This is a genomic window from Mesorhizobium sp. WSM4848 (assembly GCF_055811375.1).
The window spans coordinates 114,317-128,224 of record NZ_JBVVPX010000008.1 but is presented as its reverse complement, the minus strand read 5'-3'; the positions used below and the strand labels follow the sequence as shown (position 1 = coordinate 128,224).

The 13,908-nt window shown below is 57.9% G+C and carries 8 protein-coding genes and 3 pseudogenes; 10 read left to right on the top strand and 1 reads right to left on the bottom strand.

What is annotated here, in order from left to right; translation table 11 throughout:
• The first annotated feature begins 15 nt into the window (after positions 1-15).
• The 7 genes and pseudogenes from AC0L16_RS10760 to AC0L16_RS10730 all read left to right on the top strand — a co-directional run bounded on the left by AC0L16_RS10760 (position 16) and on the right by AC0L16_RS10730 (position 7,950).
• The gene (locus AC0L16_RS10760) at positions 16-1,932 is read left to right on the top strand and encodes an acyltransferase family protein (RefSeq protein ID WP_473525047.1); all 1,917 of its coding nucleotides are present in this window, start codon (positions 16-18) and stop codon (positions 1,930-1,932) included.
• 194 nt (positions 1,933-2,126) lie between these two features.
• A pseudogene (locus tag AC0L16_RS10755) lies at positions 2,127-2,600 on the top strand (ISL3 family transposase); the annotation flags it as partial.
• Between the two features lie 20 nt (positions 2,601-2,620).
• Positions 2,621-2,906: pseudogene (locus AC0L16_RS10750) on the top strand (ATP-binding protein); the annotation flags it as partial.
• A gap of 1,519 nt (positions 2,907-4,425) precedes the next feature.
• A complete protein-coding gene (locus AC0L16_RS10745) occupies positions 4,426-4,707 on the top strand; it encodes an acyl carrier protein (protein WP_473525048.1) in 282 nt (93 codons plus the stop codon).
• Positions 4,708-5,916, top strand: coding sequence for a beta-ketoacyl-[acyl-carrier-protein] synthase family protein (locus tag AC0L16_RS10740; RefSeq protein ID WP_473620657.1), 1,209 nt, complete (start codon positions 4,708-4,710; stop codon positions 5,914-5,916).
• Positions 5,917-6,147: 231 nt separating this feature from the next.
• Positions 6,148-6,885, top strand: coding sequence for a 3-oxoacyl-[acyl-carrier-protein] reductase (gene fabG, locus AC0L16_RS10735; protein WP_473620655.1), 738 nt, complete (start codon positions 6,148-6,150; stop codon positions 6,883-6,885).
• 474 nt (positions 6,886-7,359) lie between these two features.
• Positions 7,360-7,950 carry a NodA family N-acyltransferase gene (locus AC0L16_RS10730; protein WP_473495431.1) on the top strand — a complete coding sequence of 197 codons (591 nt, stop codon included), beginning with the start codon at positions 7,360-7,362 and terminating at the stop codon, positions 7,948-7,950.
• Between the two features lie 10 nt (positions 7,951-7,960).
• Here AC0L16_RS10730 and AC0L16_RS10725 read toward each other — a convergent pair.
• A pseudogene (locus AC0L16_RS10725) lies at positions 7,961-8,751 on the bottom strand (nicotinate-nucleotide diphosphorylase); the annotation flags it as partial.
• 469 nt (positions 8,752-9,220) lie between these two features.
• On the opposite strand from AC0L16_RS10725, the gene AC0L16_RS10720 reads away from it, so the two are divergent.
• From AC0L16_RS10720 to AC0L16_RS10710, 3 genes are all read left to right on the top strand, one after another.
• Positions 9,221-10,210 carry a nodulation protein NodZ gene (locus AC0L16_RS10720; RefSeq protein ID WP_473525493.1) on the top strand — a complete coding sequence of 330 codons (990 nt, stop codon included), beginning with the start codon at positions 9,221-9,223 and terminating at the stop codon, positions 10,208-10,210.
• Between the two features lie 142 nt (positions 10,211-10,352).
• Positions 10,353-11,450: a GDP-mannose 4,6-dehydratase gene (gmd, locus tag AC0L16_RS10715; protein ID WP_473495404.1), complete on the top strand. Its 1,098-nt coding sequence runs from the start codon at positions 10,353-10,355 to the stop codon at positions 11,448-11,450.
• A gap of 91 nt (positions 11,451-11,541) precedes the next feature.
• Positions 11,542-12,495, top strand: coding sequence for a GDP-L-fucose synthase family protein (locus tag AC0L16_RS10710; protein ID WP_473495403.1), 954 nt, complete (start codon positions 11,542-11,544; stop codon positions 12,493-12,495).
• Positions 12,496-13,908: the final 1,413 nt, after the last annotated feature.

The following is a 13,908-nucleotide window of genomic DNA, read 5'->3' as shown; positions in this document are numbered from 1 at the left end:
TTCATCAGGTCTTCTATGACGCGAGACTTTCGAGCCGATGTCCAGGCCTTGCGGGGTCTATCTGTCCTGCTGGTTGTCCTTTATCATACCCAAATCGCGCCGTTTGGTTATCTCGGCGTTGATATTTTCTTCGTAATTTCGGGCTTTCTGATCACCGGCCTCATCACGACCCAGCTTGAGCAGTCACGGTTCAGCTATTGGGAATTCTATTATCGTCGTGCGAAGCGCCTGTTGCCCGCGGCCTATGTGGTCATTGCGCTCACGACGATCGCTGCACCCTTTTTCCTGTCGGATGTGGGCCTGCGGGACTTCCGAAGTCAGGTCCTCGGGGCGCTCACATTCACCGGCAACATCGTTCTCTGGTCTCAGGCGGACTATTTCGGCGAATCCGCCGAAACGAAGCCTCTCCTGCATTTCTGGTCGCTCGCTGTCGAAGAACAGTGTTATCTGCTGCTTCCTGCTTTCTTGGCCTTGGCTCCCAAGAGATGGCGGCTCACAGCGGTTAGTTTGCTCCTGATTGCCAGCCTGGCACTGTGTCTCTACGTGGCCATTCGTCACCCATACGCTGCATTTTATCTTTTGCCGACCCGCTTTTGGGAAATAGCGATTGGTTCGCTCGGGGCATTGCTTCCCGCAAGCGCTCGCGTGGCGGCCAAGTTTGCGGCGCTGCGCGTCCCGGCGTTCGTGCTTGTCCTCCTTATTCCCATTGGACTTAGTTCGCAGAACCCGATCGTGGATGCCGCTTTGGTTTGTTTGGCAACCCTGATCCTCCTGCTGTCGCCCAGCAGGGATAATGTGGCGGTTCGAAGCATGGCAAGGATCGGGGATATCTCGTACTCGCTCTATCTGGTCCATTGGCCGGTGCTTGTATATGTGCGGGCTGCTTGGCTGGCAGAGCCTCCCGCGCTTGCGATCTATGCGGCAGTTGCCTTCTCAGTTGTAGCCAGCTTAGTTCTTCACCGGCTCGTGGAAAAGCCGTTCCGGCAGGGATTCGTCGCATCTCGTGGATGGATGGCCTCAGCACTCGTTGCCGCAACGGTTCTTCTTGGCTTCGCACGGTCAGTCGACATTGGCGCAGCCGAAAGTAGGGTTGGCTTTTCCGAGAGCCGACGGATCAATTACGGCCTGGGAAGGGCATGTGATCTCACATCTGGATCGCCTCCCCAGGGCATTCCCGAGGCCTGTCAGACGACGGGCAGGCCCGAATTGCTGGTTTGGGGCGATTCATTTGCCATGGCGCTGGTTCCCGGCTTGGCCAAAACGATCGGAGAGGCCGGCCTGGCTCAGCTCACAATGAGCGGGTGCTTCCCCGCCATCGGCGTTGCTGCCTTCTCCAAGCGCGCAGCGTCTCCCTCCTTCGCCGAGGACTGTGTTCGCTTCAATGACAGCGTTTTGGGTATCCTGAAAAATCGGCCGGGGATAAGGACCGTTGTCATTTCGAGCCCATTTGACGCCCCTGATTCAAAAGACTTCATGCTGCTTAAGAGGCGTGACGGGACATTCACGGAAGTTGAAACTTCGGTAGATGGAGCCGTTGAGGGTATCAAGTCCCTCGTCGACGCCGTTCGCGCTTTGGGCAGGCGAGTGGTCGTAGTTGCTCCCCCGCCAGTCGCAGGCTTCGATATCGGCGATTGCCTTGAGCGAAAGGTGAGGGGAAATCTTATGCTCGGGCGGCACAGTGATTGCGAAATTTATGTCACCGATTACCGCCGGATGCGATCCCGCACTCTTGAGCTCTTGAACCAGGTGGCTGTGAAAGCTGACGTAGAGGTTGTCTCTTATCACGACTTTCTCTGCGACGACACAAAATGCAGAACCGAGATCGATGGCAAATTCCTCTACCGGGACAGCGGCCATCTTTCCTATGAAGGATCAGAAATCATCGCTCGAAAGACAAGACTTGCTGAGAGGCTGATCAGGGCTGCTCGTTAGAGCGAATTTTTTAGGCGGAGTGAACCGCGAGCACTTTCGCGTGGCTCGCAATGAAAAGCGCATGAGGAATCGGACGCCCGCCGCGCCGACCTGAAATCACGAGGCGACGGCCCGCAAGGCTGCCAAGCGGAACGCGTTCCCGCACGGCGCCTCTCGCGCTCGATGGCGATGCGGCGCCGACGGGCTTCTCTGCTGGAAGCCGCTGCGGACGGCATCTTTTTCATGATGTCAAGCAGCGCGGCTACACCGGCAGCTTCTCCAATCTGGAGCGCCTGCTGGGAGCCTGGCGGCGGGCCGAAAGAGAGCGCGTCGATGACGTTCCTTCCATGGCGCTCAGCTTGGGACCCGTTCGAGATCCGGATACCGGCCACGCGATTTCGCCAGTTGTTGCCGCGGCGCTGTGCATAAAGCCAAGAGGCCTGCTGACGCCTCGACAGGCAAGGAAAGTCGATGCCCTGAAGCAGGGATCTGACGCATTCGCCGAGATGCGACGCCTGGCGATGCGCTTCAACGGCATCCTTCGCAGCAAGAGGCCGGAAACACTGGACCCCTGGATCGACGATGCAATCGACTCCGACATCATTCCGATCGCCCGTGTTTTGCGCAGAGACATCGATGCCGTCAAGAACGCCATCGAGCTGCCCTGGAGCAACGGACAGGCCGAAGGGTCCTCATCGCAACGCAGCAGGATGGCCAATCGAAGGTCGCAGACGCTCTTTCGAAAGGCGCGCGTTTCCAGCTCTACCTCGCTCTACGCCTGGCCGGATACTATGAGTTGCCAAGCTCAGGCCCGCTGTTCCGTTCATCGCCGACGACATCATGGAAACCTTCGACCATCTCAGGTCGGAGGAGTTCTCCGCCTGTTCGGCGAAATGGCCGGTGTGGGCCAAGTCATCTACATCACTCATCATCAGCACTTATGCGACATCGCCAAGGCGGTCCTTCCCGACGTGATGATCCACGAGCTCGGGTAATTCAAACGGCATTGTTGTCGGTCGGTTCTCGAGGCAAGTCGCATTGGCAACCACCGTTCGCGCTCTATTCCGCCCGTGGAGATCAGCTTTGCCGTTTCCCAGCAGCAGACACAGCCCAAGGTGATGCTGGAGGTCGCGATTGCCTCACCTCAGCCGTTCAGCAGCGCGTGGCCATCTCCATCAAGCTGATATCGCTAATGACCACGCTTGGAGCTTAGCGCAGAAAGCCGATCGGTTATGTGTTCCGACCGGATGCAGTATATCTAGACTAGTGAGTCAAAACGCCAGAACTACCCGATCGCTGCTGTACCCAGCGAGTGACTAACCGATCAGGCGGTCGTCATTGTCGGCCAGCGTCGACGTGGTCTCCATAATCGCGGCGTTGCGCGACATACGCCGGCGCTTCAAGTGGAGGCCCTGCTGTTCGGCGGAACTCAGAAGCGGCCTTACGACTCTCGTGATAGAGCGAGCTATATGGGCCGCTACAATCTGGCAGCCTTGGGTGGGCGAGAAACTTCCGTTCTGAGCTCCTGTTTGGATCATTCTGCAAATTTGATCGGCCGTTACCGTGTTGTAGAGACCACATATCTGAACAGCAGGTGGCTGAGAACTATGGCGCTTTCAATAGAAGCACTAGCCCACTGCAACATTACCCACCCTGCCTGTCCACCAGCAAAGCGAAGTCATGAAATTCGGGTCAAGCGGCGTTCGAGGTTTGGATTCGGAATTGGTCGGCAAGGCCAGCGGACTTTATACCGAAGCTTTCGCTTGGCGTTTAATTTCGAGCCGGGTTCAGCCGAATAGTTCGGTCTTCATAGGCCGCGACCTACCTGACAGCAGTCAGGCGATAGTCAACAATTGCATGGCGGCGTTGGCCGCAAATGTTTCCAGCCGATCGATCGCGGCGCCATACCTACGCCTGCCCTGGCACTATATGCACGCAGACACGGCACGGCGGCTCTTATGGTCACCGGTCGCACATTCCAGCCGATCGCAACGGCATCAAATTCTATGGTCCGAATGGTGAAATCGGCAAGGCGGATGAGGCCGCGATGACGCGCTTTGTAGCCGAAAGATCAGATGCATATTGCTTTCCACCGGCTCCTCTGGGAACGACGTGGCCTTGCGCCATGGAGAAGCGATAGTCTCTTATCGAGAGCGCGCCAATGACATACTGGAGCCGAGCTCCCTTTCCGGTATGAGACTTGGTGTCTACCAGCACAGTTCGGTCGCGGCTCTCTATCCACAGGGTGGATGCATCTCATCGAAACAAACGATTTTATCAATCTTCCGGAATCTCGCATTGACAGCACCTCACACGCCCTGATCGCCCGCTTCCCATATCGTGTGACGACAGCGAAAAAAGAGCCCGAAAGGAGAAGTTTTTCCATGAGCTCAGACGTGCTCCGATTGCTGTTGGTGAGTGGCACAAGCCTGGTCAGGGACGATTTTCGCGAGGTGACTGGCAGAGGCATGGCGCCGCACCCACGTCAAAAGGCATTATTATGAAAGGAACAGAATGGCTGACCAACTCACAACGGAAATCATTGCCACGATCAAGAACCGCCTCGAATCGGAGAGCGGCGAGGGAGAGAGTGTGTCCATCATCGGCGAAATAACGACTGCCACGGAACTGACCTCGCTGGGAGTCGATTCGCTGGGTCTGGCGGATCTCCTCTGGGATGTGGAGCAGGCCTACGGCATCAAGATCGAAATGAATTCGGCCGAGGCGTGGTCGAATCTCCAAAGTGTCGGCGACATGGTGGAAGCCGTCCGCGGCTTGCTAAGCAGGGCGGCTTGAATGGATCGGCGTGTCGTCATCACCGGACTGGGCGGGCTGTGCGGCCTGGGCACTGATGCCGCCTCCATCTGGACAGGAATGCGTGAAGGGCGCTCCGCCATCGGCCCGATCGTGACTCCCGAGCTTCATGGGCTTGAGGGCCATATAGGTGCCGAGATCAAGGAGCTACCCGCCCATGACATCGAACGCAGCCAGTCCGTCTCGATGGACCGATTCAGCCTGCTCGCGGTGCTTGCAGCGCGCGAAGCGATGCGGCAAGCCGGACTTTCCTTCTATGAAGATAACGCTCATCGCTTCGGCACGGCAGTGGGCGTCTGCGGCTGGGGCTGGGGAGCCATGGAAGGGAGCTATCGTGTCCTGGACTTCAACAACGGCAGACGTGCTCCCATCCTCACTGCACCTAAGGTGCTACCGAGCGCCGCTGCCAGCCAAGTCAGCATGAACCTCGGCCTGCGTGGTCCGGTCTTTGGCTTGGCATCAGCATGCGCGTCGGCCAACCACGCAATCGCTTCTGCAGTGGATCAGATCAAGCTCGGCCGGGCCGACGTTATGGTTGCCGGAGGCAGTGACGCGCCACTCGTCTGGCTCGTGATGAAGGGCTGGGAAGCACTGCGCGTACTCGCCCCGGACACTTGCCGCCCCTTCTCCGGCGACAGGAAGGGCGTGGTGCTGGGCGAGGGCGCGGGGATGGCCGTGCTGGAGAGCTATGAGCACGCAAGCGCGCGCGGCGCTACGATCCTTGCCGAGGTCGCGGGCATCGGTTTTTCCGGCGATGCTTTTCACATAGTCGCGCCATCTATCGAAGGCCCGGAAACAGCGATACGCGCCTGTCTTGCCGATGCCGGGCTGAATCCCGAGGACGTGGACTACCTGAACGCGCACGGCACCGGCACCAAGGCCAACGACGAAACCGAAACGGCGGCGATCAAGCGCGTCTTCGGCCACCATGCTTACTCGATGTCAATCTCCTCCACCAAGTCCACCCACGCGCATTGCCTCGGTGCAGCGAGCGCGCTTGAAATGATCGCCTGCGTGATGGCGATCCAAGAGGGCATCGTGCCGCCGACCGCCAATTATCGCGAGCCAGATCCCGTTTGCGATCTCGATGTCACGCCCAACGTGCCGCGCGAGCGTAAGGTGCGTGTGGCGATGAGCAACGCGTTTGCTATGGGCGGTATGAATGCAGTTCTAGCGTTCAAGCAGGTGTAGAAGCCATACGAGATGCCTCCAGGAACTCTATCTCTGGTATCCGGGGTCCGTTTTTTGCAAAATTCTCAACTGTTGAAGCGACTTGGACAGTACCGCTACCCGGAAGGTTAAGCGAGACCCTTCGAGTTCGGCTCGAGGACCTGTCCAAAGATGTACCCGATAATGTCTGGAAGGCGCAGGGCGCCAGTGACCGCTTCCGTGCGAAGCCGGTCTTAGAAAGGGAATCGATAAATGTTCGATCTGACCGGCCGCAAGGCGCTCGTCACAGGCGCATCGGGAGGCATCGGCGAGGCTATCGCCAGGGTGCTGCATGCGCAAGGCGCTGTCGTCGGCCTGCACGGCACCCGCGTCGAGAAGCTGGAAACGCTGGCGGCCGAGCTCGGCGACCGGGTCAAGCTGTTCCCGGCGAACCTTTCCAATCGCGACGAGGTCAAGGCGCTCGGCCAGAAGGTCGAGGCCGATCTCGAAGGCGTCGACATTCTCGTCAACAATGCCGGCATCACCAAGGACGGGCTGTTCGTGCGCATGGCGGACGCCGACTGGGATTCGGTGCTCGAGGTCAATCTGACCGCCGTGTTCCGGCTGACCCGCGAACTCACCCATCCGATGATGCGGCGCCGGCATGGCCGCATCATCAACATCACCTCTGTGGTAGCCGTCACCGGCAATCCTGGCCAAACCAACTACTGCGCCTCCAAGGCCGGCATGGTCGGCTTTTCCAAGTCGCTGGCGCAGGAGATCGCCACGCGCAACATCACCGTCAACTGCGTCGCCCCGGGCTTCATCGAATCGGCGATGACCGACAAGCTCAACGACAAGCAGAAAGAGGCGATCATGGCGGCGATTCCGACACGGCGCATGGGCACCAGCGCCGAAGTCGCCTCCGCCGTCGCCTACCTCGCTTCCAACGAAGCCGCCTATGTCACCGGCCAGACCATTCACGTCAATGGCGGCATGGCGATGATTTAGCGTGAAAAGTTCAGTGCGGCCCGATGACGGCTATCAACAGTGGGGGAAGGTTCGCACCCAAAGCAGTCGGTTGGTCTGGCAACTGACGAGCGGGTCGGTCGGGCAACTGGCCGGGTCGAAGCCTCCTGATCAAGGCCGGGCGGAGATTTAGATCAAGTTCTTTGAAACGCGTGTCTTTTCCTATCTATAGCTTGGATGCATTAATCCAAAGAAACGATTTTGCCAATTTCGCAGAACGTCGCATAGTAAGATTTCAAAGATGTAAGCCAAAAGGTAGTCATCGAATTTTTGCATTGGTTCAGAGCAGTATTATTCTGGTGTGCGCCTTCCGGTGTGCTCGGAACACAACGGGGCCGCATGTTCATTGCGGCTAGTTTCTTCGGTGCGCCAGCTACATCGAGCCGGCTCGATTCGACAAGCGTCCCCCTGCTAGGCGCTTCCCCAACAAAATAGCAACAAAAGATGAGGTTTTCCATGTGCTCTGACGTGCGGTGGAGGTTGTGCTGGGAAAATGAGTTGCAACAGGCCGACCATGTCGAACTCTCCGAGTTTTTCCGAAAGACCTACGGACCGACTGGGGCCTTCAACTCAGAGCCATTCGAAGGCGGCCGTAGCTGGGCCGGTGCGAGGCCGGAGCTCCGCGCAATCAGCTACGACGCGCACGGCGTAGCGGCTCATATCGGGATACTACGTCGCTTCATCAAGGTTGACGAGGTCGAGCTCCTAGTGGCCGACCTGGGGTTGTACGGGGTGCGTCCGGATCTTGAGGGACAAGGGATCAGTCATTCAATGAGCGTTCTATATCCAGTAATGCAGCAGCTTGGGGTTCCATTCGCTTTCGGCACCGTTCGGCACGCGATGCGGAACCATATGGAAAGGTTCTGCAGAGGCGGCCTGGCGGCGATTGTGTCGGGCGTTCGCGTGCGGTCCACTCTCGCAGATGTGTATCTCGACCTGCCGCCCACGCGCGTCGAGGACGTGCTCGTCGTGGTTGTGCCGATTGGACGCTCGATGAGCGAGTGGCCATCCGGCACCCTGATCGTTCGGAACGGTCCGGAGCTATGAACATCTTGAAGTGCCGGGTGATGGCGCCGGCGCCGAGCACGAGACCGATGTCGAGAATGGGCGCGCTGCGGGTAAGCCAGCCACGATATGAGGTCCACGCCGGTCGCCGCAATTGCCGGGGCGCTCGCCCGCGCTACTCGGGCCCCGAGGCCTCGGTGATCGCGCGGCGCCCGACATAGGCACAGCCTGCGCAAGCTCCTCGACCGACATGTTGTCGAGGAGCAAGGCGTCGACGCCCACTGTAAGGGCTCTCTCCAACTGGTCCAGCCTGTCCACCTCTACCTCGATCTTGACGATGTGGCCTGTGGCGCTACGCGCCCGCTCGATTGCGGTGCGGATGTCGCCGGCAATGGCGATGTGGTTGTCCTTGATGAGCACCGCGTCGTCGAGCGCGAAGCGGTGATTGGCGCCTGACCGCATATCGCTTCGACAAACGCGGCCGTAGCCGTAGCAATGCCGCTCAGACCGCACAGAAAATTGAGCGCGGTCCGCTCGGCCGTCAGCAGGCTGCGCGCCGGCCCGTTTACGATCGTATTGGTTTGACCTGCTCGACATCGCTGCCGTCCGGCCGCCGGATTTGCACATCGATTGCTGGATCGCCGAGCAAGAAAGAAAACGCCACAGGTCGAGCCCCGCACCCACCCGCGCTTGGCGCGCGTTAAGCGAAAGGGTGGCTTTGCATCGGCGGCGATAATTGCATCGCTCGTGATATCGCCGGCTCTGCCCAGGTCTTCCAGCAGGGCGGCAGGGGGCGCACGATGGGCTCCATGATGATCTGAGGAAGTGTGCAAGTGAAGTCATGTCAACGGCTCCGTTCGGATGGCGTCGTTGCAGTCGCGCTCATGGCCGGCTGACTTGGGTCATGCTGCGTGCTGCCGCCGTAAGGTTCCGCTGGGATTAGCAGTGACGCACAACGAGAGGGTTCAGGTCAACGCCCTGGAACCCATGTCCACTAGCCATCCATCACGTGGATGCGTTTCATCGAAACAGACGATTTTACGGATGTTGCGGCACGTTGCATAGAATGAATTCAAAGGATGTAAGCCTTTAGGGAAAGTCGTTGATGTTTGCGTTGGCTCTGAAGAGCATTTTCTGGCGTGCGCCGAATACCAGCCTAGGCGCGTGTCCATCGCGGCGAGGCACTTCCGCGATCGACGCAAGCTACATCGCATTGGCGCAGCACGACAAGCTCCCCCGAATTGCGCAGGCGCTTGCCTCAAAGGCAGCAGCAAAGCTGAGGTTTGTGGTGTTTTGGAAAGAGGCAATTTAAATGCTTGTTGATGGCTCAAGGATAGATCGGTTCGTTGTTTCTCGACGGCGCGAGGGTCTCGGTGATTGCCTGTGGTCTCTCGCGTCGGCATGGGACTACGCACATCGGACGGGACGGGCTTTAGCAATAGATTGGCGCGGCTCTTGTTACCTCGACAACCCGTTTGCGAATGCCTTTCCGGCTTTCTTCAAGCCAATTGAAGAGATCGGTGGTGTACGGGTCATTTGCGATGACGAGATCAACCACGTCTCATTCCCCGGTCCCTTCTTCCCGTCGTGGTGGAACAAGCCATCCATCGACTGCGTGTACCGTCCGGATGAACAGATTTTCCAAGAACGTGACGAGCTTGACGATCTTTTCCAAGCCCAGGATGATTGTGAAGCCAACACGGTAGTGTGTGATGCTTGCTTGATGTGGCGCTGCGATGAGCAAGCCGAGCGAACGATATTTCGGAGCATCAGACCGAGGGTCGAAATTGAGGATCGGATTGAAGCGCTCTACCAGGAACACTTTGCCGGGCACAGCATAATCGGGGTCCATGTCCGCCACGGCAACGGCGGAGATATTATGGATCACGCACCTTACTGGGCTGATCCAAAGGTTGCCTTAGAGCAGGTATGCACTGCCATTCGTATGGCCAAAGCGCAACCGCATCCAAGGCCTGTAAGGGTGTTCTTGTGTACAGACAGCGCCCAGGTTGTTGATCACTTGTCGGGCGTATTTCCCGAACTTTTCACCGTCCCAAAACGCTTCCAAGCGGATCAGGCCGGCCCTTTAAACAGTGCAGCACTGGGCACTGACGGGGGTATTTCCGCTCTCGTTGAGATGTATCTCCTTGGTAGATGCGATACTGTAATTCGCTTTCCTCCGACTAGCGCCTTCTCCCGCTATGCCCGCCTCTTCGTGCCACGAATTGTCGAATTCGATCTGAATGACCCGCGTCGTTTGATCTTGATTGATAACTCTTTCGACCGTTCCCCGGCCCCATGAAGGGGTTGGCATCCCGCTCGAACTCTCCCTTGCCTTCGCGCAGAGGCCCCGTTCGCCCTGCCCAATGCGCCCCTTTCTCGCCACGCAATCCCGCCGCAGGCGAGCATTTTCTTCGGCGCGTAAAAATCAAAAGGATTCAAGCTTGTCAAAGAAAAAAGTCGCTTTAATCACCGGGGTCACGGGGCAAGACGGTTCCTACCTCGCAGAATTGCTTTTGGAAAAGGGCTATTCTGTGCATGGGATAAAAAGACGATCGTCCCTTTTCAATACGGGCCGTATAGACCATCTCTATCATGATCCTCATGAAAGTGGCGTTGATCTTACACTTCATCACGGGGACTTGACAGACTCGTCCAGCCTTACGCGCGTCATCCAACTGGTTCAGCCGGACGAAATTTACAATCTGGCAGCTCAGAGCCACGTTGCAGTCTCCTTTGAACAACCAGAATACACCGCGAACTCGGACGCGTTGGGTGCGCTGCGTATCCTCGAGGCAATTCGGATCCTGGGGCTCGTCGAGCATACGCGCTACTACCAAGCCTCGACGTCTGAGCTCTACGGGCTGGTGCAGGAAACGCCACAGACCGAGACGACACCGTTCTACCCCCGATCACCCTACGCTGTTGCCAAATTGTATGCTCACTGGATCACCGTAAATTATCGAGAAGCTTACAATTTGTACGCATGTAACGGCATTTTATTTAATCATGAGTCACCCGCGCGCGGAGAAACATTTGTAACGCGTAAAATCACACGCGCCCTGGCTCGGATTAAGCTTGGAATGCAGCCGACTCTATTCTTGGGCAACCTTGATGCTCGTCGCGATTGGGGGCACGCTCGAGACTACGTCCAGATGCAGTGGTTGATGCTGCAGCAGGAGCAAGCTGAAGACTTTGTGATCGCTAGCGGTGAGCAACATTCGGTGCGCGAATTTGTCACCGTCGCGGCCGCTGAACTCGGCATTGGTGTTCGTTGGGTTGGGGAAGGGGTCGATGAAGAGGGATACGATGCAAAGACGGGAGCTTTGATCGTAAAAGTAGATCCCCGTTATTTTCGTCCTGCAGAAGTCGAGACACTTCTCGGCGATGCCCGCAAGGCCAAAGAAAAACTTGGGTGGGAGCCAAAAATCTCCTTCATTGAATTGATTAGGGAGATGGTTCGGGAAGACTTGCGCATGGCAGAGCGTGACGCAGTGCTGATGACGCAGGGTTATTATTCATACAGTCCACGAGAGTTATGATGACAACGGCGGCGCCATGCTGGATTGTTGTCCGCGTTACGGTGGCCTTCTTATGGAGCGTCCATAGCGTTATCACATGGGAAACAAAAAGATGAAGAAAGTCTATGTGGCAGGCCATCGCGGCCTTGTTGGATCCGCCACAATGAGTGCCCTCGAGGCGTTAGGATCGTATGAGATAATAACACGTACTCACGACCAACTGGATCTATTTGACCGGACCGAGACGCGCAGGTTCTTCATGTCGCAGCGGCCCGATTACGTCATTATGTGCGCCGCAACGGTTGGTGGTATACTGGCGAACGCTAGCTCTCCTGTCGATTTCCTTCATAACAACCTCGCGATCCAACTCAGTGTTTTTGATGCCGCTTACGCTTCCGGCGTCGAACGGATGATTTTTCTTGGCTCCTCATGTATCTATCCACGCGACTGTCCGCAGCCGATACGGGAGGAATACCTTCTGACCGGTCCGCTTGAAGCGACGAATCGTCCCTTCGCTTTGGCAAAAATCGCAGGAGTCGAATCATGCTGGTCTTTTAACCGGCAGTACCAGACGCGCTATCTCGCGTTGATGCCGACCAGCTTATATGGTCCCGGCGACAATTATCACCCCGAAAAATGCCACGTTTTGCCTGCTCTGATACGCCGTTTTCATCAAGCTAAAATAAACGGCGACTCCTCGGTGGGGGTCTGGGGATCCGGAAACCCTCGGCGAGAGTTTATGTATTCGTCGGATGTAGGCGATGCCATTGCGTTCCTGCTTGGCCTGCCAGATTCGGATTTTGACGCCTTGACAGCCGCCGACACTGCGCCCCTGATTAATGTTGGCGTTGGCGAGGATGTCACAATTCGAGAGGTGGCGGAACTCGTCAAGGCGGCGATCTGCTGGGAGGGCAATCTGGTATTCGACACGACGAAGCCAGACGGTACTCCGCGCAAGTTACTGGACGTAACGCGCTTGCGTAAGCTTGGCTGGAAAGCCAAAACGTCTCTTGGTGCCGGGTTGAAAGCGACGTATGAGGATTTTCTTCGCCTTCATGGGGCTTGATGTGGATGCGCGCATCCTGGTTGGACTGCGTGTCCGACCGGGTGCAAGTTTGTTCAGTCAGGCCAAACAGAAGAGAGGGACGCATACATCCGAGGCGGCCGCAATATTGGCCTGTGCTAACGGTGCAAACCGGACCTCTCTGCGACCGGCGGTGCTGAGGACCACCCAAAAGCTTGCCCAGGGCCGCATAACGGGCTGCACCTGGAACGGCTGTGCGTGAGCGCCGTCGACTCAAGCCGCCAGTTAGAACTGCTCGACCTCACGGGAGTCGCTGCTTAGGAACCTGCCGTCGATACGAACGCCAACCGGGGCCCCGCCATGCCTCGGGGCAGGCCTTATCCAAGGCGGTGCATGCGGTAATGGCGGACGTGGACGTATGCTTTTCAACTCGCGCTTAACCGCAGGCGGGATCGGGTCCTGGATCGTGTCCCCCCTAGGTGGTGTAGCTGACGGACTGCGCTTCGGCCAACATCTCCCTTTGTCCGTCATGGCATTGCGGCCATTGCTGAGGCGGTGAACCACAGTCACAGTCATCGTTAGCGTGCTGGCGTCGTAATAAGCTGGCGAGTGTGGTTCGATGTGAGCGGTCGCGGCTGCACGGGATCCACGATCCCAGTGAACAGCATGACGCTTTCCTCCCCTTGTATACGCAAAAGCGTGATCTGCTCTTTCAAGCGTTCCTGGTTCGGCCAGGGTCGGCTTTCGGTGCAATTATGGCATGGCCTCCCATCTACGAGCGATCCGGTCGGGACTGCTCTGTCTTCGAACGAGAGAGGACCGCCGCGCTCCCTTCGAAGTTGACCTCCGCCTTATGGCCGTGACCTCCGACCCGCGTAGCGCGCAGCCGGTTCCGTGGTTGCACGCTCGTCGTTCTCCACCATGGTCAGCCGCATCCGGCGCAGCTGGTGATATTCTGCCTCCATCGGTCGTGCCCTGCCCAACACAGCGACCGGGCAACCCGGCATATGCGGCACAAAATGAGGTGGACGGCCGAACGAACCTGCACCTGTCCACCGCCCGAATTGGAAGCAGCGATCCACGGCATTTCCGCCTCGAGGTCTTTCAGGATTGCGGCTCGCTTCGCGGAGCCGACAAAGGCATCGCGGACCACGCCCATTGGCGTGCGGCGTCTTGTGCTTGGTAGCACCGGTGAAGGGCTGTTCATGGATCAGACTGCGGCGGTCCTCCGGCCACTCCTCCACAAACTCGATCGCATCTGCGAGATCGACAATGCACAGGGTAGGATCCATGCTTGATGAAGACGAGGCTGCTGAATGCCGCGAGCCTCTTCCACCGCGGATCGTCAGCGTCTCAATCGCTGTGTGTGCGGGATTCCCGCCCACCGCAAAGCGTTTGTCGGCCAACGCCACACAGGCGCGGACCCAGCCACGCCCATTTCCGCCTTCGATGTGT